The sequence below is a fragment of the Bradyrhizobium centrosematis genome (assembly GCF_045571495.1).
GTDB lineage: Bacteria > Pseudomonadota > Alphaproteobacteria > Rhizobiales > Xanthobacteraceae > Bradyrhizobium > Bradyrhizobium centrosematis.
In genome coordinates, this window is the sequence record NZ_CP120703.1 from 5357090 (window position 1) to 5379742 (window position 22653).

General features: G+C 64.4%; 18 protein-coding genes. 3 read left to right on the forward strand and 15 right to left on the reverse strand.

What is annotated here, in order from left to right; genetic code table 11:
• Window positions 1-225: 225 nt before the first annotated feature.
• Both P6U31_RS25600 and P6U31_RS25605 read right to left on the reverse strand, forming a co-directional pair.
• Window positions 226-639 carry a hypothetical protein gene (locus tag P6U31_RS25600; protein WP_407184538.1) on the reverse strand — a complete coding sequence of 138 codons (414 nt, stop codon included), beginning with the start codon at window positions 637-639 and terminating at the stop codon, window positions 226-228.
• A 251-nt stretch (window positions 640-890) separates the two neighbouring features.
• Window positions 891-1715, reverse strand: coding sequence for an NAD-dependent epimerase/dehydratase family protein (locus tag P6U31_RS25605; protein WP_407184539.1), 825 nt, complete (start codon window positions 1713-1715; stop codon window positions 891-893).
• 89 nt (window positions 1716-1804) lie between these two features.
• Between P6U31_RS25605 and P6U31_RS25610 the strand changes: the two genes are divergently transcribed.
• The gene (locus tag P6U31_RS25610) at window positions 1805-2782 is read left to right on the forward strand and encodes an SMP-30/gluconolactonase/LRE family protein (protein ID WP_407184540.1); all 978 of its coding nucleotides are present in this window, start codon (window positions 1805-1807) and stop codon (window positions 2780-2782) included.
• A 163-nt stretch (window positions 2783-2945) separates the two neighbouring features.
• On the opposite strand, the gene P6U31_RS25615 is transcribed toward P6U31_RS25610, so the two are convergent.
• Together P6U31_RS25615 and P6U31_RS25620 are read right to left on the reverse strand one after the other, a co-directional pair.
• Window positions 2946-4376: an aldehyde dehydrogenase family protein gene (locus tag P6U31_RS25615; RefSeq protein ID WP_407184541.1), complete on the reverse strand. Its 1431-nt coding sequence runs from the start codon at window positions 4374-4376 to the stop codon at window positions 2946-2948.
• Window positions 4377-4617: 241 nt separating this feature from the next.
• Window positions 4618-6981: a transketolase gene (locus P6U31_RS25620; protein WP_407184542.1), complete on the reverse strand. Its 2364-nt coding sequence runs from the start codon at window positions 6979-6981 to the stop codon at window positions 4618-4620.
• Window positions 6982-7113: 132 nt separating this feature from the next.
• Here P6U31_RS25620 and P6U31_RS25625 point away from each other — a divergent pair, with 132 nt between their 5' ends.
• Window positions 7114-7575 carry an Lrp/AsnC family transcriptional regulator gene (locus tag P6U31_RS25625; protein ID WP_407184543.1) on the forward strand — a complete coding sequence of 154 codons (462 nt, stop codon included), beginning with the start codon at window positions 7114-7116 and terminating at the stop codon, window positions 7573-7575.
• 3 nt (window positions 7576-7578) lie between these two features.
• On the opposite strand, the gene P6U31_RS25630 is transcribed toward P6U31_RS25625, so the two are convergent.
• The 11 genes from P6U31_RS25630 to P6U31_RS25680 all read right to left on the reverse strand — a co-directional run bounded on the left by P6U31_RS25630 (window position 7579) and on the right by P6U31_RS25680 (window position 21135).
• A complete protein-coding gene (locus P6U31_RS25630) occupies window positions 7579-8658 on the reverse strand; it encodes a zinc-binding dehydrogenase (protein ID WP_407184544.1) in 1080 nt (359 codons plus the stop codon).
• A 60-nt stretch (window positions 8659-8718) separates the two neighbouring features.
• Window positions 8719-9660: a DMT family transporter gene (locus P6U31_RS25635; RefSeq protein WP_407189941.1), complete on the reverse strand. Its 942-nt coding sequence runs from the start codon at window positions 9658-9660 to the stop codon at window positions 8719-8721.
• 188 nt (window positions 9661-9848) lie between these two features.
• The gene (locus P6U31_RS25640; protein ID WP_407184545.1) at window positions 9849-10688 is read right to left on the reverse strand and encodes an aldo/keto reductase; all 840 of its coding nucleotides are present in this window, start codon (window positions 10686-10688) and stop codon (window positions 9849-9851) included.
• Between the two features lie 8 nt (window positions 10689-10696).
• The gene (locus tag P6U31_RS25645; RefSeq protein ID WP_407189942.1) at window positions 10697-11593 is read right to left on the reverse strand and encodes an SMP-30/gluconolactonase/LRE family protein; all 897 of its coding nucleotides are present in this window, start codon (window positions 11591-11593) and stop codon (window positions 10697-10699) included.
• A gap of 232 nt (window positions 11594-11825) precedes the next feature.
• Window positions 11826-14531 carry a molybdopterin-dependent oxidoreductase gene (locus tag P6U31_RS25650; protein ID WP_407184546.1) on the reverse strand — a complete coding sequence of 902 codons (2706 nt, stop codon included), beginning with the start codon at window positions 14529-14531 and terminating at the stop codon, window positions 11826-11828.
• A gap of 1 nt (window position 14532) precedes the next feature.
• On the reverse strand, window positions 14533-15717 hold the full coding sequence (locus P6U31_RS25655) for an NAD(P)/FAD-dependent oxidoreductase (RefSeq protein WP_407189943.1): 1185 nt from the start codon (window positions 15715-15717) through the stop codon (window positions 14533-14535).
• Window positions 15718-15760: 43 nt separating this feature from the next.
• Window positions 15761-16189, reverse strand: a complete 429-nt coding sequence (locus P6U31_RS25660; protein ID WP_407184547.1) for a globin family protein — start codon at window positions 16187-16189, stop codon at window positions 15761-15763.
• A gap of 122 nt (window positions 16190-16311) precedes the next feature.
• Window positions 16312-17703: an MFS transporter gene (locus P6U31_RS25665; protein ID WP_407184548.1), complete on the reverse strand. Its 1392-nt coding sequence runs from the start codon at window positions 17701-17703 to the stop codon at window positions 16312-16314.
• Window positions 17704-18043: 340 nt separating this feature from the next.
• The gene (locus tag P6U31_RS25670; protein WP_407184549.1) at window positions 18044-18838 is read right to left on the reverse strand and encodes an ABC transporter ATP-binding protein; all 795 of its coding nucleotides are present in this window, start codon (window positions 18836-18838) and stop codon (window positions 18044-18046) included.
• 14 nt (window positions 18839-18852) lie between these two features.
• On the reverse strand, window positions 18853-19749 hold the full coding sequence (gene ntrB / locus P6U31_RS25675) for a nitrate ABC transporter permease (RefSeq protein WP_407184550.1): 897 nt from the start codon (window positions 19747-19749) through the stop codon (window positions 18853-18855).
• A gap of 66 nt (window positions 19750-19815) precedes the next feature.
• Window positions 19816-21135, reverse strand: a complete 1320-nt coding sequence (locus tag P6U31_RS25680) for an ABC transporter substrate-binding protein (RefSeq protein ID WP_407184551.1) — start codon at window positions 21133-21135, stop codon at window positions 19816-19818.
• A 675-nt stretch (window positions 21136-21810) separates the two neighbouring features.
• Between P6U31_RS25680 and P6U31_RS25685 the strand changes: the two genes are divergently transcribed.
• Window positions 21811-22650: a formate/nitrite transporter family protein gene (locus P6U31_RS25685; protein WP_407184552.1), complete on the forward strand. Its 840-nt coding sequence runs from the start codon at window positions 21811-21813 to the stop codon at window positions 22648-22650.
• Window positions 22651-22653: the final 3 nt, after the last annotated feature.

The window sequence follows — 22653 nt, forward strand, 5'->3', positions numbered from 1 at the left end:
CACCTCTCTCGCCGCGGCTATTGCCTTAAGAGCTCTCCTCTATGGCCATCCGAACTCTCGAAGGACGAGGCGTGCGCGCAGACCGCCATCACGAGTCCTCTGCGATAGTGCTGCCGCGTGTGGAACTCTCCGGGAACTCAACTCCCACCGTCCTTGCAGAAGCACCCCTCCCCCCGCCGCGTAGACCGGTCGCGCTGCAGCAAGCGAGGACGCGCATGAGACCGTTCAGTACCGTCTCAACAGCCCGCGATCCACGCTCGCCTCGCCATAATCGGCACAGGCCCGGCTCGGGCTTCTGATCAGGTCGGTCCGGACGCGCCTGAATGTCGTGGCGGCCGCATCCGCCACCTCGGGGCGGAATTTACCGGGATCGTAACTCTCGCCGTCGCGGGCCTTGATGGCCGTGGCATAGGCGTCAATCATGGCCATGGCGGCATCGGGGCTGCCGAGCAGTCGGGCGCCGAGCTGAACGCTGCCGCTGCCGTCGACCTCGTAGCCGTCGCATCGCTGTTCGAGCACCACGGATGCGATGACGAGCTGGTCGAGGAAAGTCGCCTCGGTCTCGGTGAGCGCTGCGGCTTGCGACGGTTCGGAAATGATCATCGCGAACATCGCAACGGCTGATAGTTTGATTTTCATTGTCGGGGCTTTCGATTTGCGGTCACACAAATCGAGAGCCGCTGATGCCGGCGGTGAGTTGATCTAGATCAATGACGGTCTCTGCGAGCCTTATTTTCGACAGCGAGGGCCCCTCTATCAACGTCAGAGCGATTGGGTCCGACTGTCACCGTCTCTGCGGAAGCGGCCCCTCCCCCCAACCCTCTCCCCCTCAGAACGGAGCGATGGAGTGTACCTGCGCCGCAGCGAGGGCGCAGGCTACATCAACAGAACTACCGCTTCTTCCAATCGATGATCCGGCCCGGATCCGCATCGAACTCCATGCTGCAGAACGTGCCGCCCTGGAAATAATCGCCGACCGGATCCGGCTTCAGCTTGGCCTGTTCCGCCATGGCATGCTCGCGGAAGTCCTCGGCGCGGCCCGTGGGGCGATAGCCGAATTCGTAGGCGCGATGGTTGTCCCACCAGGCACGCTCGTTGAAGGAGGCGCCGTAGAACACTTCGAAATGGATGTCGGGATGCTCGAGCCCGATGCGGCAGAGCTGCACCAGGTCGTCTGGCTTCAGCCAGATCGAAAGCCGGCGCTGGTCGAGCGGCATGTCGCCGAAATTGCCGATACGCAGGCAGGTCACCTTCATCCCGTGCTTGTCGGCATAGAGCGCACCGACGGCCTCGCCGAACACCTTGCTGACGCCGTAGCGGCTATCGGGACGCGCCGTCACGTCGGTGCCGATCTTGTGGTGGCGCGGATAGAAGCCGACGGCGTGGTTCGAGGAGGCAAACACCACGCGCTTGACGCCCTTGCGATACGCCGCCTCGAACAGATTATAGCCGCCGATGATGTTGGCCTGGAGGATCTGATCCCAGGTGCCTTCGACTGAATAGCCGCCGAAATGGATGATGCCGTCGACGCCCTCGCAGATCGCCTCGCATTGCGCGAGATCGGCGAGATCCGCCGCCTTGAATTTTTCGTTCGGGCCGAGATCGGCCGGCGGCTTGATGTCGGAGAGCAGGAGATCCGGATAGATCGGCGGCAGCAGCTTTCGCAGGCTCGTGCCGATTCCGCCCGAAGCTCCCGTCATCAAAATACGCGGCATGTCTTTCCTCGCCTGTGCTGACCGATTTGCGGTCACATGTCTCTAATGATAGCAGGATTGTCCAGAGGGAACGAAACGAGAGAACCGGCATGAATGAGGCATCGTCCCATCCCCAGGAGCGGCCAGGCTGGCGGCCGGCGAGCTACTATCCCGACCCCGCGATTAGGGCATTGGACCCCCGCTTCGAGAAATACTGGCTGAAGCTGTCGGCGGTGGAGAGGATTGCAACCGGGCTGCGCTGGGCCGAGGGCCCGGTGTGGTTCGGCGACGGACGCTATCTGCTCTGCAGCGACATCCCGAACCAGCGCATCATCAAATGGGAAGAAGAGACCGGCGCTGTTTCAGTGTTCCGCAAGCCGTCGAATTTCGCCAACGGCAATACGCGTGACCGGCAGGGCCGGCTGATCACCTGCGAGCATGGCGGGCGCCGCGTGGTGCGTACCGAGTATGATGGCAGCATCACGGTGCTGATGGATCAATTCAACGGCAAGCGGTTGAACTCGCCGAACGATGTCGTTGTTAAATCGGACGGTTCGATTTGGTTCACCGATCCGACCTTCGGCCTGCTCGGCAATTACGAGGGCTACAAGGCCGAGAGCGAGATCGATCCGAATGTCTACCGGCTCGATCCCGAAACCGGCAAGGCGACCATCGTCGCCGAAGGCGTGCTGGGGCCGAACGGGCTGTGCTTCTCGCCGGACGAGAAGATCCTCTACGTGGTGGAATCGCGCGGCGTGCCGAACCGCAAGATCCTCGCCTATGACGTCTCGGCCGACGGCACCACGATTTCCAACAAGCGCGTTCACATCGATGCAGGTCCGGGCACGCCCGACGGCATGCGCTGCGACATCGATGGCAATCTCTGGTGCGGATGGGGCATGGGCGATCCCGAGCTCGACGGCGTCGTCGTGTTCGCGCCCGACGGCCTCATGATCGGCCGCATCGCGCTGCCCGAGCGCTGCGCCAATGTCTGCTTCGGCGGCATCAAGCGCAACCGCCTGTTCATGGCCGCAAGCCAGTCGATCTACGCGCTGTATGTGAACACGCAGGGCGCGCTGGGGGGATAGGCGCTCCGTATTCTCCGCGTCATTGCGAGGAGCACTCGCGACAAAGCAATCCAGACTGCACACTTGGAAAGGTTCTGGATTGCTTCGCTTCGCTCGCAATGACGTAAGAAAAACGCCGGAGCGGTTACCCGCTCCGGCGTCGTGATTGTTCAGGCGCTAAAGCTTACGCCGCGTTGAAGCCCGCAACCGCCTTCACTTCGAGGAAATCCTCGAGGCCGAACTTGCCCCACTCGCGGCCGTTGCCCGACTGCTTGTAACCGCCGAACGGCGCGGTGCGGTCGTTGGGCACGCCCTGCAGGTTGACGTTGCCGGCGCGGATCTGGCGACCGACGCGCTTGGCGTCCTCGACCGAGGGACCATAGACATAGCCGGCGAGACCATAGGGCGTGTCGTTCGCGATCTTGACCGCGTCGGCCTCGTCCTTGGCGCCGATGATGGCCAGCACCGGTCCGAAGATCTCCTCGCGCGCGATCGTCATGTCAGGGGTGACGTCGGCGAAGATGGTCGGACGGACATAGAAGCCCTTGTTGACACCTTCGGGCAGGCCCGGGCCGCCGGCGACGAGCGTTGCGCCCTCGTCGATGCCCTTCTTGATCAGGCCCTGGATCTTGTCCCACTGGCCGCGGTTGACCACCGGGCCGATGGTGGTGCCTTCGGCGCGCGGATCGCCCGCCTTGGTCTTGTCGGCAACGGCCTTCGCGATCGCGGCGACCTCTTTCATCTTGGACAGCGGCACGATCATGCGCGAGGGCGCGTTGCAGGACTGGCCGGAGTTGTTGAACATGTGCATCACGCCGCCGGTCACCGCCTTCTGGAGGTCGGCGCCTTCGAGGATGACGTTCGGCGACTTGCCGCCGAGCTCCTGGCTGACGCGCTTCACGGTGGGCGCCGCACGCTTGGCGACGTCGATGCCGGCGCGGGTCGAGCCGGTGAAGGAGATCATGTCGATGTCGGGGTGCTCGCTCATGGCGGCGCCGACCTCGGGGCCGAGGCCGTTGACGAGATTGAACACGCCCTTGGGCACGCCGGCTTCATGGAGGATTTCGGCGAAGATCAGCGCCGAGGTCGGCGTGAACTCGCTGGGCTTCAGGATCATGGTGCAGCCGGCCGCGAGCGCCGGCGCGACCTTGCAGGCGATCTGGTTGAGCGGCCAGTTCCAGGGCGTGATCATGCCGACCACGCCGATCGGCTCGCGCAGCACCATGGCGGTGCCGACCGGCTCCTCGAAATGATAGTTCTTGAGCACGTCGAGCGTGGTCATGAGATGGCCGAGACCGGCACCGGCCTGCAGCTTCTCCGCCATCGGCAGCGGTGCGCCCATCTCGTCGGAGACGGCGGCGCCGATCTCCTTGAGGCGGCCCTTGTAGACCTCGATGATCTTGGTGAGCAGCGCGACGCGCTCCTCTCGGCTGGTCTGGGAGAAGGTTGCGAAGGCGCGCTTGGCGGCGGCAACCGCCTTGTCCACGTCGGCCTTGGAGCCCAGCGCAACCTCGTACATCGCCTCTTCCGTCGCGGGATTGACCACGGCGGTGGACTTCTTGACGACGGGATCGACCCAGGCGCCGTCGATGTAGAATTGCATGCGATTGACCATCGTTAACCTCTTCTTGGGGGCATGGTGGGGGCGTTTCGGCAGGCATCCTTGCACGAAAGCGCCGGCAATTGAACCCGCCATATGCGGGGCCAGCGTTGCGGCGAGCGGAGGTTATATGAGCCGATGGCGGGAGAGAGGCAAGGTTCTCTCAGGCGTCATTCCGGGGCGGCTCGAAGAGCCGAACCCGGAATCTCGAGAATCCGGGTTCGATGCTTCGCATCGCTCCGGAATGACGACGTAGCTACACCGCCATCTTCCGATGCAGCACCGGCGCGCCGGTGGTGAGGCTTTCGGCCGCATCGATGATCGCGTTCGCGTCGATGCCATAGTGCCGATAAAGGTCCGCGATGCTGCCGGTCTGGCCGAACTGCTCGACCCCGAGTGCCTCGACACGGTGGCCGCGGACGCTGCCGAGCCAGCCGAGCGCAGACGGATGGCCGTCGATCACGGTCACGATGCCGCAGTCGCGCGGCAGCGGTGCCAGCAGCCTTTCGATGTGGCTGAGGTGCTGCACGCCGCGCCGGTCGCGGCGCAATTTCCGTGCGGCGGTCCAGCCTGCATGCAGACGGTCGGCCGAGGTGATCGCGAGCAGGCCGACGTCACGGCGGCTCTCGCCGATGAAGCCGGTGGCCTCGATCGCCTCCGGCGCGACCGCGCCGGTATAGGCGATCACGACCTCGGCATTCGGGCCGGGCTTGCGCAGCCAATAGGCGCCGTCGGTGATGCCCTGTCGCAGCTCCGGTGTCATGATCCGCTGCGCCTGCTCGATCGTGCGCGTCGAGAGCCGCAAATAGACCGAGCCGCCCTCACCCGGCTCGCGCTGCATGTGCTCAAAGCCGAAAGCCATGATCACCGCGAGCTCGTCGACGAAGGCCGGCTCGAATGAGGCGAGCCCGTCCTGCGCCATGCCGATCAAGGGCGTCGCGATCGACTGATGCGCGCCGCCTTCGGGTGCGAGCGTGATGCCCGAGGGCGTGGCCGCCACCATGAAGCGGGCATCCTGGTAGCAGGCGTAGTTCAGCGCATCGAGGCCGCGCTCGATGAAGGGATCGTAGAGCGTGCCGACCGGCAGCAGGCGTTCGCCGTTGATCTGGTGCGACAGGCCGAGCGCCGAGAGCATGATGAACAGGTTCATCTCGGCGATGCCGAGCTCCAGATGCTGGCCCTTGGGCGAGGCATCCCAATTGTAGGTGGAGGGAATTTTCTCGCTGCGGAATAAGTCGGCCTTCTCGGCACTGGCGAACAGGCCACGGCGGTTCACCCAGGGGCCGAGATTGGTGGAGACGGTGACGTCGGGCGAAGTCGTGACGATGCGCTTTGCCAGCTCGCTGTCGCTGCGCGCGATCTCGTTCAGCACGAGGCCGAAGCCCTGCTGGGTCGACATCTGCGGCGACGGCTTGAAGGCGAGCTGCGCGGGCACCTCGACGACGGGCGCGGTCAGGCGGCGGCCGTCCTGGTTGAAGGGCACGCGCGCGAGGAACGCGTCGATCTCGGCGGCGGATTGCGGCAGGCCCTCGTACTTGTCCCATTCATGGCCGGGGCGGATGTTCTGGCTGTCGCGATATTTCTCCATCTGCGCGACCGTCATCAGGCCGGCATGGTTGTCCTTGTGTCCCTGGAACGGCAGGCCGACGCCCTTGATGGTGTAGGCGATGAAGCAGACCGGGCGATCGTGGTCGATGGATTCGAACGCCTCCAGCATGCTCGCCATGTCGTGGCCACCGAGATTCGACATCAGCGCCAGCAGCTCCTCGTCGCTGCGCTTGTCGATCAGCTTCGTGATCGGTCCCTGGTCGCCGATCTCGTCGTGCAGATGTTTTCGGAAGGCCGCGCCGCCCTGGAAGCACAGCGCCGCATAGAGTGCGTTCGGGCAATTGTCGATCCACCGCTTCAAGGCTTCGCCGCCCGGTTCGGCAAACGCCTCGCGCATCAGGCGGCCGTATTTCACGATGACGACGTCCCAGCCGAAATTGCGGAACATGGTCTCGAATTTTTCCCAGAGCCCCTCGCGCACGACCGCGTCGAGCGACTGCCTGTTGTAGTCGACCACCCACCAGGTGTTGCGCAGGCCATGCTTCCACCCCTCCGCCAGGGCCTCGAAAATGTTGCCCTCGTCCATCTCGGCGTCGCCGACGAGCGCGATCATCCGCCCTTCGCGGCGATCCTTCATCCAGCCATGCGCCTTGACGTAGTCCTGCACCAGCGAGGCGAACAGCGTCTGCGCGACGCCGAGCCCGACCGAGCCGGTGGAGAAGTCGACATCGTCGACGTCCTTGGTGCGCGAGGGATAGGACTGCGCGCCCTTGAAGCCGCGGAAGTTCTCCAGCTTCTCGCGACTCTGCCGGCCGAACAGATATTGGATGGCGTGGAACACCGGGCTCGCATGCGGCTTCACCGCGACGCGGTCCTCGGGGCGCAGCACGTGAAAGTACAGCGCCGACATGATGGTGGCGAGCGAGGCCGAGGACGCCTGGTGGCCGCCGACCTTGAGGCCATCGGCATTGGGACGGATGTGGTTGGCGTGGTGGATGGTCCAGGACGATAGCCACAGCGCCTTGCGGCTGAGGGCGGTCAATATGTCCAGACGGGCGGAATCAACGGGCATGGCAATGCTCCCGGAACAGGTGGGGCGATGATACGCCCGCGGACCGCGCCAAACTTCTCAATTTTTCGCGCCATACCCGCCGATATTGGGATATTTTACCAACATATCGCCCCAAGCACAGGTTTCATTCCAATGCCTGAACTCGACGCCATCGACCGCAAGATCCTCAGCCACCTCCAGAACGACAGCCGGCAGACCATGCAGGAACTCGCCGACAAGGTCGGGCTCTCGGTTTCGCCCTGCCACCGCCGGGTCAAGCTATTGGAGGAGCGCGGCGTCATTTCGCGCTATGTCGCGACTGTGGACCAGAAGGCGCTCGGCCTGCATGTCAGCGTCTTCATCTCGATCAAGCTGGCGCGGCAGAAGGAGGAGGATCTCAACCGCTTCGCCCGCGCGATCTCCAAGTGGGACGAGGTGCTGGAATGCTATCTCATGACCGGCAATCGCGACTATCTGTTGCGCGTCGTCGCCGCCGACCTCGCCTCCTACGAGACCTTCCTGAAGACCAAGCTGACCCGCCTCGACGGCATCGCCTCGATCGAGTCGAGTTTTGCGCTGAGCCAGGTGAAGTATTCGATCGCACTGCCGGTGTAGCCGTCACCGCCACGGCTGCACGATGATCTTGGTATGCGCTTCGGGATTCGCAAGGTCGGCGAAGGCCTTCGCGACGCCATCGAGGCCGACCTCGGCGGTCACCATCGCGGCCGCATCCACCTGCCCTTCCGCGATCAGGCGCAGCGACGCAGCAAACTCGTCCGGCGTGTAGCCGAGCACATATTGGACGTTGAGCTCCTTCATGATGCCCAGCATCGGCTCATTTCTGTCGCTCTCCATGCAGACGCCGACCACCACGATCCCAGCATCGCGCGGGGCGCCCTCGAACACCTGCTGCAACAGGCCGGGAACGCCGACGCATTCGAAGATGATCGCGGGCTTCAGCGCCGGCAGCATGGCCTGGAACGGCGGCCGCGCCGCCTTCTCGGCGTCAGACATCTGCGCATGCTCGGCCCAGGTCGCATAAGGCTGCGACACCCTGGGATCGACGACGATGTCGGCGCCGAGCTTTGCCGCCAGCGTGCGCCGTGCCGGCGAATAATCAGCGGCGACGATCGGATGCAGCCCCTTGATCCGCAGCGCCGCGATCACCGCAAGCCCGACCGGGCCGCAGCCGATCACGAGCGGCACCTCGCCGCCACGAATATTGGCCTTCGCCACCGCGTGGATCCCGACGGCGAGCGGCTCGGTCAGCGCCGCATGTTCCGGCGCAAGGCCGTTCGGCACCTCGAGCAGCAGCGCTTCGCTCAGCAGCATCGCCTCGGCATAGCCGCCGATATTGTCGTTGGAATAGCCGATGCCTTCGATGCCTCGAGGCGTCACCAGCGCCGGCAGCGAGCAGACATGCGTGCCCGGCTTGAGCTTGCGGGTGGTGCCAGGGCCATATTCGACGATCTCGCAGCAGAACTCGTGGCCGAACACGACATCGCGGGCGAGGTCCATCGGCTTGCGCCCGGTCTTCCGTGCCATCTCCACCATGCGGTGGGCGTGCTGGCGCGCATGCAGGTCGGAGCCACAGATGCCGCAGGCGAGCGTTCTGACCAGAACCTGGCCGGGACCAGGCCTATGATCGGCCATCCGATCAACGACAATCTCACCGTTCCTGAAGATCGCAGCGCGCATCCGGCTCCTCCCTTGTTGTTGGAGCCGTTGATAGCACGACGTGCGAGTTGCGATATTGCGTCAGGCGTTCGGGGAACGCTCTTCCAGCACCAGCAGCTGAGCGCGGCGCACTCGCTCGCGATGGGCGATGTAGAGACCGCTGGCGACGATGAAGGCGGCGCCGACGACGGTCCAGACATCCGGGACTTCGCCGAAAATGAAGAAGCCCAAGATGCTGACCCAGAGCAGCTGCGTGTAGGAGAAGGGTGCCAGCACCGAGGCATCGCCGTAACGATAGGCCAGCACGATGATCCACTGGCCGACGGTCGAGGCGACGCCGATCACGATGCCGAGCCCGATCGCGCTCCAGCTCGGCGTGACCCAGACGAACGGAACCATCACGGACAGGATCGCAACGCCCGTCAGCGCGGAATAGGCCATGGTGGTGAGCACGGCCTCGCGACCGCTCATCATCCGCGTCAGGATCAGCGCGGCAGCCCAGCAGAACGCCGAGATGATCGGGAAGAACGCGGCGGCGTGGAACGCGCTCGTGCCCGGCCGCAGGATGATCAGCACGCCGGTCAGGCCGATAGCGGTTGCGATCCAGCGGCGCATGCCCACCTTCTCGCTCAGGAAAACGATCGACAGCGCCGTGACGAACAGCGGTGAGACGAAGCCGGTGGCGGAAGCTTCCGCAATGGGAAGGAAGCTCAGGCCGGTGATGAAGAACAGCGAGGAGCCGAGCAGCGCGGCACCGCGCATCAGCTGCAGACCAAGCCGCTCGGTGCGCATCGCATGGAGCGGCGAGCCCGGCAGCATCACCGGCGTGAACATCAGCGCGAAGGTGACGAAGCGGATCCAGGTGATCTCGATCGACGGCAGGCTGGTCGAGAGATATTTCGCGGTGGTGTCGGAGGTGCCGAGAAACACGGTCGACAACAGCACCAGCGCAATGCCTTTGAAGGGATGATCGACGCGCGCAGGCGCACGGCGAGCCTTCTGCTTCTTCTCCGGCGCGGGCATGGGGATATTGTCGAGCCTTGCGGCTGCGGCGGGCGGCGGTGTCACGGCTGGAACCCGGGCAAAATGCGAATCGAGAACAGTCGTAAAAAACGACAATTGCGTTGCGTTCACAACTTCCGAAAACAGGATGCCGATATGCGCTCACGTCCGCGCGCGTCAATGCTCCGTTAACAATGGGTGTTTGTGCACTACAGCATGGGCAGGCTGCGCGGCTTCGGCCCGCGCGGAAACGCCGCATCGAGAGCAGAAACCTCGTCTTTCGTCAGCACGAGATCGCCGGCCGCCGCATTCTCGCCGGCATGTTCGGCCGACGACGCCTTCGGGATCGCGAACACCGTAGTTGCCCGGGTCAGGAAGCTCAACGCGACCTGACGCGGCGTCGCGCGACGTGCCTCTGCGATGCGCGCCAGCACGGCACCGCCCTTGCTGCGCGCATCCGGGAAGTCGTCATGCCCGAACGGCGAATAGGCGACCACCGCGACGCCATGCCGCTCGCACCAGGGGATCACCGCGTGCTCGATCGCGCGTTCCTTCAGATGATAGAGCACCTGATTGCAGGTGATGCGGCCCTCGCCCGCGACGGCGAGAATCTCGTCGAGATCGTCGGCGTCGAAATTGGAAACGCCCCAGGACTTGATCTTGCCGGCCTTCACCAGCTCCTCGAACGCGGCCACGGTATCTTCCAGCGGATAGGAACCGCGCCAGTGCAGCAGATAGCAATCGAGGCGGTCGGTCTTCAGCCGCTTCAGCGAGCGCTCGCAGGCAGCGACGGTTCCGCGGCGCGAGGCGTTGCTCGGCAACACTTTCGAAACGAGGAACACCTCATCGCGGCGCCCTGCAATGGCATCGGCAATGACGAGCTCGGCATCGCCATACATCTCGGCGGTGTCGATGTGGCTCATGCCGAGATCGAGCCCGCGCTGGAGCGCGGCGACCGCACGCTTGCGGTCACCGTGGTCGAGATACCAGGTGCCCTGCCCGATGACGGAGACGTTGGCGCCGGTCTTGCCGAAGCGTTTTGTGTTCATGTTAAAGCTCACAGTCCGCCAATATCAGCGACCAGCACGCTGCCGGTCGAAGACTCCGTGATATAGAGACGGTCCTTGCTTTCGCCACCGAGTGCGACATTCGTGCAATTCGGCCCCGCGCACGATTTGATCCGCGCGATCAATTCGCCGTTCGGCGCGAACACGAAGACGTGGCCGAGCGAAGCATGGCCCACGAACAGCCGGCCCATGGCATCCATGGTCATCCCATCAGGTCCGCTGGTGCCGAACAACGAGCAGAACCGGCCGACCTTGGACACGCTGCCGTCCCTCATGAACGGCAGCCGCCACACCGCGTTGTCGCGCGTCATCGCGACGAACAGCACGGTTTCGGTGGGGTCGAGCACCAGGCCGTTCGGGCTGATGCCGGTATGAAGCAGGCAATCGAGGCGGCCATTGGATGCCAGCCGGTAGACCCGGCCGCTTGCGTCATGCAGGCCGGTCTGGCCCTGATCGGTGAAATAGATGTCGCCATTGGAGGCGAGATGCAGATCGTTGCAGCCGCGAAATGATTCCGAATTGCGGGCCGTGAGGACCGGCTTGACGCGACCGACTTCGACATCGAGCTCCATGATGCCGTGCATGTAATCAGCCACCAGGATGCGGCCATCGGAGGCGATCTTCAGCCCGTTCGGCCATCCCTCATATTCGATCACGAGCGACCATGCGCCATCAGGCGCGATGCGGAAGATGCGGCCGAACGGAATGTCGACGATGTAGAGATTGCCGTCCTTGTCGAAGGATGGCCCCTCGATGAAACTGTCGGTCGGCACATTCGGCCGATTGGCGTCGGCCCAATCCGTCCGCACGTCCTTGCGGCGGAACTTGTCGGGCATGGCAGAGAACAGCCTGGTTTCGATCAGGCGCGGCGGCGTTTCCAGGTACATCATTGTTGTTTTTTGAACGTTGAGGGTAGCGCGCGGCACCATAAGGCACAATCGACGGCGCGTCGATTGGGGCGGAGGCATGGCTGCGTCGACACGGCTTTCGTGTCCCGACGCGCTGCAGCGCACGGTCAAAGTGATGCTGCGTCCGGGCACGAGATCGTCGTTTTGGAAAGAGCGGCCTCCGCGCCGTCATTGCGAGCGCGGCGAAGCAATGACGATGGAAGGAGAGGAGCTACCCCGCCGCGCTCGCGACCTTGGCCGGCTTCACTGCCGCGACGTCCGTCGTCGCGATCAGCCGCTTCAGCTCGGGGATGCAGGAGCCGCAATTGGTGCCGGCCTTGAGCTTGGCGCCGATCTCCGCCGCCGTGCGCGCGCCGCTCGCGATGGTGTCGCAGATGGTGCCGCGGCCGACACCGAAGCAGGCGCAGACGATCGGCCCGGTCGTGGCCGCGCCCTCCGTCGACTTGCCCGATAACAGCATGCGGCGCTGCTCGTCGGTGACGTGATCGGCTGTAAAGGCAGTTCTGACCACCTCCCAATCCCCGGCGTCATGGCCGGGACCGACGAACAGACAGGCCTCGATGCGATCTCCGGCGAAGGAGGCAGCACGATAGATGCCGCCGGCAAAATCGCGATATTCGGCGACGTCCTCGCCCGCAATGCCATCGAGCCAGGCCGGCCAGCGCGACAGATCACCATTGTCGGCGAACAGATAGCCGAAGCCGCCGGCGACCGTAACGCGGGTCCAGAGCAGGTTCGACGGAAGCTCGAGCTGCTTGCGCGCCAGCGCAAAGCCGCGGAAGACGAATTCGTAAGGCGCGATCGCGGCCGGCGTCGCCTTCGATTCCGGCTGCCCGGAGAACGGATCGGTGAAGGACTGCACCAGCGCGCCGACGCGGCCGTGCGAGGCGTTCATCGCGCTCCAATGGATTGGCGCGAAAAGCGTGCCGCGCTGCTGGCGGTCGCTGACGACGGCCTTCAGGATGCATTGGCCGTAATCGGTGGTAATCCGGGCATAGCCGTCATGGGCGATGCCGTATTTACCGGCGTCGTCGGGATGGATCTCGACAAAGGGCTCGGGCAGATGCGCGCCCAGCCGCTGGCTGAGCCCGGTGCGCGTCATGGTGTGCCACTGGTCGCGGATGCGCCCGGTGTTGAGCCTTAAGGGGCGCGACGGGCCGGTCTCGCTGCGCAGCGAGGGCACCTCCGGTGCAACGAAGCGGCCCTTGCCGTCATTGGTGAAGAAGCCGCCTTGCGCGAAGAAGCGCTCGCTGGGCGTCCCGCCTTCGCGCATCGGCCACTGCACCGGCTTCAATGCGTCGAAAGCCTCGTCGGACAGCGAGGTCAGCGCGCCGATGTCGAAATCGCGGCGGCCGCCGTTCTCGAACGCCGAAAGCGCGGCATGCTCGCGGAAAATGTCCGCGGCGGATTTGTAGTTGAAGCTGTCGCCGAAGCCGAGGCGTTTCGCGGTCTCGCTGAGGATCCACCAATCGGGGCGCGCCTCGCCCGGCGCCGGCAGGAACGAGCGCTGGCGCGAGATGCGGCGCTCGGAGTTGGTCACCGTGCCCGACTTCTCCCCCCAGGCGAGCGCCGGCAGCAGCACATGCGGACCCGCCTCGACCGTGTCGTTGGCCAGCACGTTTTCGGAAACGACGAATAGCTCGAGCTTCTTCAGCGCCTCGCGCACGAAGTCCGCATCGGGCAGCGACACCGCGGGATTGGTGCCCATCACCCACAGCGCCTTGACCTCGCCGCGATTGATCGCCTCGAACAATTGCACCGCCTTCAAGCCTTCATGGGTGGCGATGCGCGGCGCCTTCCAGAACCGCCTGACGCGGTCGATGTCGGGTGGCGTGAAGCCCATATGGGCGGCGAGCATGTTGGCGAGGCCGCCGACCTCGCGGCCGCCCATCGCGTTCGGCTGCCCGGTCAGCGAGAACGGCGAGGCGCCCGGTTTGCCGATGCGCCCGGTGGCGAGATGGCAATTCAGGATGGCATTGACCTTGTCGGTGCCCTGCGCCGACTGGTTGACGCCTTGCGAATAGAGCGTGACGACCTTCTCGGTGTCACGGAACATCCTGAAGAAGGTGGCGACGTCCTGCTCGGACAGGCCCGTGGCAAGCGCGGTCGCGGTGATGCTGCCGGCGATGCTGCGCGCGCGCGCCAGCGCATCCTCGAAGCCCGACGTGTTGTCGGCGACGTAGCCCTTGTCCAACGCGCCGCTGTCGACGAGATCAACGAACAGTCCGGAGAAGAGGGCCGTGTCGGTGCCCGGCTTGAGACCGAGGAACAAATCGACGTCAACAGCGGTGTCGGTGCGGCGCGGATCGATCACGATCATCCGCGCGCCCCGCTCCTGCCGGTTCTTCAGCATGCGCTGGAACAGCACCGGATGACACCAGGCTGCGTTCGAGCCGACGAAGACGAGCAGATCGGCCTGGTCGAGATCCTCGTAACAGCCGGGTACGGTGTCGGCGCCGAAGGCGCGGCGATGGCCGGCAACGGACGACGACATGCAGAGCCGCGAGTTGGTATCGACGTTGGCCGTGCCGACAAAGCCCTTCATCAGCTTGTTGGCGACATAATAATCCTCGGTGAGGAGCTGGCCGGAGAGATAGAACGCGACCGCATCGGCGCCGTCGCGGGCCACGATGTGCTGCATGCGATGGGCGACGTGATCGAGCGCATCGCTCCAGGCGACGCGTTCGAGCACGCCCTTGCAGCGGATCATCGGATGGAGCAGGCGGCCCTCCAGTCCGACGGTCTCGCCGAGCGCGGAGCCTTTGGAGCACAGCCGGCCGAAATTGGCGGGATGATCGGGGTCGCCCGCGATCGCCGCGCCGCCCTTGCCATCCGGCGTTGCCAGCACGCCGCAGCCGACGCCGCAATAGGGACAGGTCGTTCGGGTGGTGCGGAGCGTGGGATCGATCGCGGTCATGTCAGGCTGCTTTCGAAGGAAGCGCGAGCGCACGGCCGAACATCATGTCGGCGCGGATCGCCGCCACCTTGTCGCGATTGCGGATCAGCTCGAGATACCAGAGCGCATCGACGGTATCGCCGATCAGCACCGCACCGGTGAGCCGGCCGTCGGCGATCACGAGCTTCTTGTAGGTGCCGCGCCTGCGGTCGGTCAGCACCAGGCTCTCGCTGCCCTGTCCGCCCATGAAGTCGCCGGCGGAGAACACGCTCACGCCGGACACCTTCAGATTGGTCGAGACCACGCTGCCCTGATAGGCGGCGGGCTTGCCGGCCAGATGCCGCGCCAGCACCCGTGCCTGCTCATAGGCGGGTTCGACCAGGCCATAGCAGGTGCCGCGATGCTCGGCACATTCGCCGAGCGCGAAAATGTCGGACGAGGATGTCTGCATCACGTCGTTGACGACGACGCCGCGGTTAACGGCGATCCCCGCCTCCTTCGCCAGCGTGACGTTCGGCTTGATGCCGGCGGCGAAGATCACGGCGTCGGCCTCGATGCGGCTGCCGTCGGCAAGCTCGACGGCCTCGACATGTCCATCGCCATGGATGCGGGCGGTCGAGGCGTTGAGCAGGATGCGGATGCCCTTGCGCTCGACCAGCGTCTTGAGCAGGTCGGCAGCCGGCCCATCGAGCTGACGCTCCATCAGACGATCCATCAGGTGCAGCAGCGTCACCGGCGCCCCGGCCTTGGCGAGGCCGTAGGCCGCTTCGAGGCCTAGCAGCCCGCCGCCGACCACGACGACGCGCTTCTTCGCCGCGGCCAGCGTCAGCAGAAGGTCGACGTCGCGCGTATCGCGAAACGTATGAACGCCGGCGAGATCGGCGCCGGGCACGTTGAGCCGCAGCGGCGTCGAGCCGGTGGCAAGCACGAGCTTGGAATATTCCATGCTCTCTTCGCCCGCGATCTTGAGCTCGCGGCGGCCGGTGTCGATCTCGGTAACGCGGTAGCCGTAGCGAACGGTGACGCCGCGATGGCGCCACCAATCGGCCGGTCTGAGCTCGATCTCGTGCGAGCCGGTCTCGCCGGCCAGCACGGACGAGAGCAGCACGCGATTGTAAGCGAGCCGAGGCTCCTCGCCGATGACGGCGACCGCGTAGCGGCCGAGCGCGGTCTTGGCGAGCTCGTCGACCAGACGCGCGGCCGCCATACCGTTACCGACGATGACCAGCGGTTCACTCACGGAGCATCTCCTATTCAGCAGCCTGCGGCTGTGCGCCGTAGGCTTCGGACATCATGTAGCCGGACAGCACGCCGTAGGCGTCGGTCCAGGCCTTTGCCAGTTCGGGCGTCCAGGCTTCGCCGAGACCCTTCTCCAGGGTCCAGAGCAACGTCGCGCCGACCACCGGATAGTGCTCGGCCGTTGCGCCGTAGGCGACGTGACGCTTGGCGAGTGCGGAGGCAGCGGGAAGAATCGAGTCCAGGTTCGACAGGCCGCCGACGACGGCGGCGAGCATGCCCATCAGCTTCTTGCGCTGCTCGGTCATGTCTTCAGGGAACATCGCGCGCACCGACGGCGCCACCTCGAACAGACGGTCGTAGAACAGCACTGCGGCCTGCTCCGAGATCGGGGCGACCTTGGCGAAGCTCTGCTGGACGAGGGCGATCTGCTCGGGCGTCATGGTATTCTCCTGTCTGTTTCGGTCTGCCTTCGTCCGCGCCATTGCGGAAAAAGTTCATGGATCAAACGTCATCAGAGGGGCTTCTCCCCGCGTACGGGGAGAAGCGAGATTCGTACCAAGTGTTACACGCGAGCCTCTGCAAGGCTTGGCGCGCCGTCAGGCTGCGGGCTGCGACGCAGGTAGAACCACCAGGTGAGCGCGAGGCAGGAGGCGTAGAAGGCGAGATAGATCGCAAGCGCGAGCGACGGGCCGCCGGTTATCGCGATCGACTTGCCGAAGCCGCTCGGGATCAGGTAGCCGCCGACAGCGCCGACCGCGCCGATGAAGCCGACGGCCGCGCCGCTCTCGATGCTCGCCGTCTTCAGGGCGGCGCTACGTGCCGCATCGCCCTTGCCGCGAACCTTGAACAGATTCTCTTCGCGGAAGATCGAGGGGATCATGCGGTAGGTCGAGCCGTTGCCGATGCCCGTCGTCACGAACAGGATCAGGAACATCGACAGGAAGCCGATGAAATCCTTGTGCCCGACGAAGTAGAGCACGCCGACCGTCGCCGCCGCCATCAGCATGAAATTCCAGAAGGTGATGATGGAGCCGCCGACCTTGTCGGCGAGCCAGCCGCCGAACGGGCGCGCCAGCGAGCCGACCAGCGGCCCGAGGAACGCGATCGAGATCGTGATTGTCGGGAACTGCGTCTTGATCAGCAGCGGGAACGCCGCGGAGTAGCCGATGAAGGAGCCGAACGTGCCGATATAGAGATACGCCATGATCCAGGTGTGCTTGCGCTTGACGATGGCGAGCTGGTTCTTCACCGACGACTTCGCCGAGGTGAGGTTGTTCATGAAGAACACGGCGCCGAACACCGCGATCGCGATCGGCAGCACCCACATCAGACCGGCGTTCTGGAGATAGATGCCGTCGACGGGCGTCGCCTGGAACAGGTTGAAGACGGCGAGCGTCATCAGGATCGGCGTCAGGAGCTGCACGCTGGAGACGCCGATGTTGCCGCCGGCCGCGTTCAGGCCGAGCGCCCAGCCCTTCATCCGGTCGGGAAAGAAGAACGAGATGTTGGTCATGCTGGAGGCGAAATTGCCGCCGCCAAGGCCGGCGGTCGAGGCGATCAGCAGCATCAGCCAGAACGGCGTGTCGGGCTGGCTCACGAAATAGGCAAGGGACAATGTCGGGATGAACAGGATCGCCGCGCTGAAGATGGTCCAGTTGCGACCGCCGAAGGTCGTCACTGCGAATGTGTAGGGGAAGCGCATCAGGGCGCCGATCAGGCCCGGCACCGCGACGAGCTGGAACAGCTGGTCGGTGCTATAGTGGAAGCCCGCCTGCGGCAGCTTGGTGGTCACGATGCTCCAGATCAGCCAGACCGAGAAGCCGATATGCTCGGCCACGATCGACCAGATCAGGTTGCGTCGGGCGATGGTCTTGCCAGTCGCGTTCCAGAACGCCTCATCTTCGGGGCGCCAGTCTGAAATCCAAGTGGAGTTCAGAGTCGGATTCTTCGTCATTGAGTATCCCTTCCAGGCTCACCGCTGCGTCGTTGCAGGCTCTGCCTCCAGGCACGGAGGCGCGCTCCGAGGCATCACCCCGGTGGCGAGTTCACGATGCTGATTGATGATGTTGAGGGACGTCGTCGTTGGCGTCGCGCAAAGACGTTTCAATTTCCGTGCCAGTTGCGCGCACGCTGGAAATGCAGGGATTTCAGGATGTTATTCGCATTGCCCGAATTCTTCGCAGAGCTGATTCCGCACGCTAATTTTGCGATTCGCTCAATCCTTGTGCGGCGCACAAGGATTGAGCGAGATGTCGATTATTTGGGCGTGGACATCTTTCGCGTTAACGCCTGGTCTATGCGGCCTCGACGAAGCGATGACGCTCGTACAGGAACTCGAGCACCCGCTGGCGGCACTTCAAGTAGGTGGTGTTGGTGGCAAGCTCGAGCCGCTTGCGTGGCCGCGCCAGCGGCACCTCCAGCACCTCGCCAATACGCGCGCTCGGTCCGTTCGTCATCATCACGATGCGATCGGACAAGAGCACGGCTTCGTCGACGTCGTGGGTGATCATCAGGATCGTATTGCCGAGCTTCTGATGCAGCGCCATCACCGAGTCCTGCAGATGCGCACGGGTCAGCGCATCGAGCGCGCCGAACGGCTCGTCCAGCAACAGCACTTTCGGCTCCATGGCCAGCGCCCGGGCGATACCGACGCGCTGCTTCATGCCGCCGGAGATTTCGGACGGCCGCTTGTCCCTGGCATGGGCCATCTGCACGAGGTTGAGATTGTGCATGACCCAGGCGTCGCGCTCGGCGCGGGACTTGGTCTTGGCGAAGACCTTGTCGACGCCGAGCCTGACGTTCTCGTAGACGGTCAGCCACGGCAACAGGCTGTGGTTCTGGAACACAACGGCGCGGTCGGGCCCCGGCGAGTTGACCTCGCGATTTTCCAGCAGCACGCCGCCGGTGGTGGCGTTGGTCAGCCCTGCGATGATGTTGAGCAGGGTCGACTTGCCGCAGCCGGAATGGCCGATGATCGAGACGTATTCGCCCTTCTCGATCGTCAGGTTGATGTCCTTGAGCACCTCCGTGGTGGCGGCGCCGCGGGTGAAGACCTTGTCGATGTGGTCGAGCTTCAGATAGGCGGTCATGTGGCCCCCTCCTCTCAGTTCAGCGCGGTGCCGCGGGTGACGACCTTGCCGAGGCCCGCGATCAGGCGGTCCAGCACGAAGCCGACGATGCCGACATAGAACAGGGCCAGGATGATCTCGCTGATATGCGAGGAGTTCCAGGCGTCCCAGATGAAGAAGCCGATGCCGACGCCGCCGATCAGCATTTCCGCCGCGACGATCGCCAGCCACGACAGGCCGATGCCGATGCGAAGGCCGGTGAAGATGTAGGGCGCGGCCGCCGGGATCATGATCTTGGAGAAGAACTCGAGCGGGTTGAGCTGCACCACGGCGGCGACGTTGCGATAGTCCTGCGGGATGTTGCGGATGCCGACCGCGGTGTTGATGATGATCGGCCAGATCGAGGTGATGAAGATGACGAAGATCGCCGAGGGCTGACCGTCCCGGAACGCCGCCAGCGAGAGCGGCAGCCAGGCCAGCGGCGGAATCGTGCGCAGCACCTGGAACAATGGATCGAGCCCGCGCATGGCCCAGACCGACTGCCCGACCAGCACGCCGAGCGCGATGCCGGCGACCGCAGACAGCGAATAGCCGAGCGCCACGCGCTGGAGACTGGCGGACAGATGCCAGAACAGCCCCTTGTCGATGCCGCCATGGTCGAAGAACGGATCGAAAATCAGTTCCTTGGTGTCGTTGAAAACTTTCGACGGCGGCGGCAGCGCCGAGCCGGCGCGGCGGCAGACCAGCTCCCACACCACCGTCAGAAGCGCGATCACGACCAGCGGCGGGATCACGCGCACGGCGGTTTCGCGCGCCATTCGTGCGTAGCTCTCGGCGCGCGGCGGACGCTTCGGCGTCAGCGCGACGACCGGCGCCGCAACGGCCGCAGGCGATGCGGTCTCAAGCTCAATCTTCGTGGCAGGCATGTTCATCGAAAATCCCTTGTTCCGGCATGATCAGGACGATGCGGCCGCCCAACGGGCGGCCGCAGGGCTGCATCAGACTTCGACGCGCTTGATCGCAAGCGACTTCAGATAGGCTGCCGGATTTTCGGGATCGAACACCTTGCCGTCGAAGAAGGTCTCCTTGCCGCGCGAGGTCGAGGTCGGGATTTCCGCGGCAGCGACGCCGAGCGTCTTGGCCGCATCGCGCCACATGTCCTCACGGTTGACCTTGGCGATCAGCGCCTTGGTATCGAAGCCGGCCTCGTACTTGCCCCAGCGGATGTCCTCGGTGAGGAACCAGAGGTCGTGGCTCTGGAACGGATAGGAGGCGAAGTCGCGCCAGTACTTCATGATGTGCGGCGAGTTCTCGACCACCTTGCCCGGAATGCCGTAGTCGAACTTCCCCGCGGTGCGGTCGAGCACGTCCTCGACCGGGCAGTTCATCCACTGCCGCTTGCCCATGATGGCGGCAAGCTCGGCCTTGTTCTCGGCCTTGTCGGACCATTGCTGGGCTTCCATCACGGCCATCAGCAGCGCCTTTGCCGATTTCGGATATTTGTCGACGAAGGCGGCGCGCATGCCGAAGGACTTTTCCGGATGCTTGTTCCAGAGCTCGCCGGTGTTGACCGCGGTGTAGCCGATCTTCTGATGGATCAGCTGCAGGTTCCAGGGCTCGCCGACGCAGAAGCAGTCCATGGTGCCGACCTTCATGTTGGCCACCATCTGCGGCGGCGGCACCACGATGGTCTCGATGTCCTTGTCGGGATCGATGCCGCCGGCGGCGAGCCAATAGCGGATCCAGAGGTCGTGGGTGCCGCCGGGAAATGTCATCGCGGCTTTCACCGCCTTGCCAGACGCCTTCTTCTTCTCCAGCGCGGCCTTGAACGGTGCCGCATCGACGCCGAGCTTGAGGTCGGCATATTCGTTGGCGACGGAGATGCACTGGCTGTCGAGATTGAGCCGCGCCAAAATGTACATCGGCGTCGGCTGGTTGTTCTGCGTCACCTTGCCGGCCGACATCAGATAGGGCATTGGCGTGAGGATATGCGCGCCGTCGATGCCGTTGCCTTCCGAGCCGAGCACGAGGTTGTCGCGCGTCGTGCCCCAGGAGGCCTGCTTCTGCACGTCGACGTCGGGCATGCCGTATTTGGCGAACAGGCCCTTGTCCTTGGCGACGAAGAGCGGTCCGGCATCGGAGAGCGCGATGAATCCGAGCTTGGCACCCTTGACCTCGGGGCCTGCGTCCTGCGCGAACGCGCCGGCGGGGAAATTCAGTTTTGCTGCGGCGAGAAGTGCGGCGGTCGAGCCGGTGGCTTTCAACAATTGACGGCGGCTAAGGCCCGTCTCCGAGGGCCGGCGAGTGCGCATGGTCATAGGCAGTGTCGTCCTTTGCATCGTTGCAGAATTGATTGGCGTCTGTGCACACGAGCAGCCCGTCCGTCCGGCGGCGCCGTCCTTGGCGCATGCGAACGCGCGACGGGGGAGACCCCCGTCTGGTGGCGTCGGCAAGTCGGATGAGAAATCTCGCGGGACGGCTTCAATGGCGTCGTGGGGAACCATTCAAGCTTCGTGCCAAGGCCGACACCCGAAAAAATATCAATTAATCAGCAGGTTAACTGAGATGCGCCAGACTGCCGCAGCGCTGTTCCGCTTGCGAAACCAGCGCTCTGCTTAATTGTTGTGCGGCGCACAAAGCTTGTGCAGCCGCTCATACAACAGGCCCGCGGTCGCGCGGGATCCGTTCCGTCAAAGACGGATCTCATTGAGATCACTGGATTTTTGCAGCACCACGATGCGGCACGCGACTTGCATCGCCCTTGGCGTCAACGACGACTGCGGCTTGCCGCATCGGTGCAGCCTCTGGCGGCTGTGCCTGGAAGCTCAACTGCTTCGCGGCCCTCACCGGCCAAGTCCTCGTGACGCGATTCCCAAGGCTTCCGACTCTCCATAGCCCTCGTGCGCGGCCGGCCAGCCCGCACGGCCCAAGATGTTCAGACGCGCCTTCGCCAGTGGCGCGTCGGTCTCACTTACGAAGCAAAGGAACCATTGATGTCGTATCTCGCGCCTTCGGAATTCGTCACCAAGATGGTTGATGCGGGCGAGTCCAAGATCTTCATGTCCACCCGGGATACCATCATCCGCGCCTACATGGCCGGCGCCATCCTGGCATTGGCGGCCTGGTTCGCCGTCACGATCAACGTCAATACCGGCCAGCCGCTGATCGGCGCGCTGTTGTTTCCGGTCGGCTTCGTCATGCTTTATCTCTTGGGCTTCGACCTGCTGACCGGCGTGTTCGTGCTTTCGCCGCTCGCGCTGATCGACAAGCGCCCGGGCGTCACGCTCGGCGGCGTGCTGCGCAATTGGGGTCTCGTCTTCGTCGGCAACTTCGCCGGCGCCTTCACCGTGGCCTTCATGATGGCTTTCGTCACCACCTTCGGCTTCACGCAGGCACCCGACAAGATCGGCGCGGCGATCGGCAATATCGGCGAGGGCCGAACGCTCGGCTACGCCGCGCACGGCGCGGCCGGCATGGCGACGTTGTTCATGCGCGGCATGCTCTGCAACTGGATGGTCTCGACCGGCGTCGTCGGCGCCATGATCTCGACCTCGGTCTCCGGCAAGGTCATCGCCATGTGGATGCCGATCCTGGTGTTCTTCTACATGGTGTTCGAGCATTCGGTGGTGAACATGTTCCTGTTCCCGTCAGGCCTGATGCTCCATGCCAAATTCTCGATCATGGACTATCTGATCTGGAACGAGATCCCGACCGTGCTCGGCAACCTCGTCGGCGGCCTCGCCTTCACCGGCATGACCCTCTACGCCACGCATGTCATGACCCTGCCGAAGCGCCAGATCGACAAGGCCGCGAAGCCCCGCGTCGCCGCCTGATCG

Excerpts from the sequence above, each read along its gene's own strand:
- P6U31_RS25630 (WP_407184544.1), bottom strand. The coding sequence starts at position 8,658 with ATGCGCGCTGCGATCTTCAGGAACGGTGAGATTGTCGTTGATCGGATG.
- P6U31_RS25665 (WP_407184548.1), bottom strand. The coding sequence starts at position 17,703 with ATGACGAAGAATCCGACTCTGAACTCCACTTGGATTTCAGACTGGCGC.
- P6U31_RS25615 (WP_407184541.1), bottom strand. The coding sequence starts at position 4,376 with ATGGTCAATCGCATGCAATTCTACATCGACGGCGCCTGGGTCGATCCC.
- ntrB (WP_407184550.1), bottom strand. The coding sequence starts at position 19,749 with ATGAACATGCCTGCCACGAAGATTGAGCTTGAGACCGCATCGCCTGCG.
- P6U31_RS25605 (WP_407184539.1), bottom strand. The coding sequence starts at position 1,715 with ATGCCGCGTATTTTGATGACGGGAGCTTCGGGCGGAATCGGCACGAGC.
- P6U31_RS25650 (WP_407184546.1), bottom strand. The coding sequence starts at position 14,531 with ATGACCGCGATCGATCCCACGCTCCGCACCACCCGAACGACCTGTCCC.
- P6U31_RS25680 (WP_407184551.1), bottom strand. The coding sequence starts at position 21,135 with ATGACCATGCGCACTCGCCGGCCCTCGGAGACGGGCCTTAGCCGCCGT.
- P6U31_RS25635 (WP_407189941.1), bottom strand. The coding sequence starts at position 9,660 with ATGCCCGCGCCGGAGAAGAAGCAGAAGGCTCGCCGTGCGCCTGCGCGC.
- P6U31_RS25660 (WP_407184547.1), bottom strand. The coding sequence starts at position 16,189 with ATGACGCCCGAGCAGATCGCCCTCGTCCAGCAGAGCTTCGCCAAGGTC.
- P6U31_RS25645 (WP_407189942.1), bottom strand. The coding sequence starts at position 11,593 with ATGTACCTGGAAACGCCGCCGCGCCTGATCGAAACCAGGCTGTTCTCT.
- P6U31_RS25620 (WP_407184542.1), bottom strand. The coding sequence starts at position 6,981 with ATGCCCGTTGATTCCGCCCGTCTGGACATATTGACCGCCCTCAGCCGC.
- P6U31_RS25610 (WP_407184540.1), top strand. The coding sequence starts at position 1,805 with ATGAATGAGGCATCGTCCCATCCCCAGGAGCGGCCAGGCTGGCGGCCG.
- P6U31_RS25600 (WP_407184538.1), bottom strand. The coding sequence starts at position 639 with ATGAAAATCAAACTATCAGCCGTTGCGATGTTCGCGATGATCATTTCC.
- P6U31_RS25670 (WP_407184549.1), bottom strand. The coding sequence starts at position 18,838 with ATGACCGCCTATCTGAAGCTCGACCACATCGACAAGGTCTTCACCCGC.
- P6U31_RS25640 (WP_407184545.1), bottom strand. The coding sequence starts at position 10,688 with ATGAACACAAAACGCTTCGGCAAGACCGGCGCCAACGTCTCCGTCATC.
- P6U31_RS25655 (WP_407189943.1), bottom strand. The coding sequence starts at position 15,717 with ATGGCGGCCGCGCGTCTGGTCGACGAGCTCGCCAAGACCGCGCTCGGC.
- P6U31_RS25625 (WP_407184543.1), top strand. The coding sequence starts at position 7,114 with ATGCCTGAACTCGACGCCATCGACCGCAAGATCCTCAGCCACCTCCAG.
- P6U31_RS25685 (WP_407184552.1), top strand. The coding sequence starts at position 21,811 with ATGTCGTATCTCGCGCCTTCGGAATTCGTCACCAAGATGGTTGATGCG.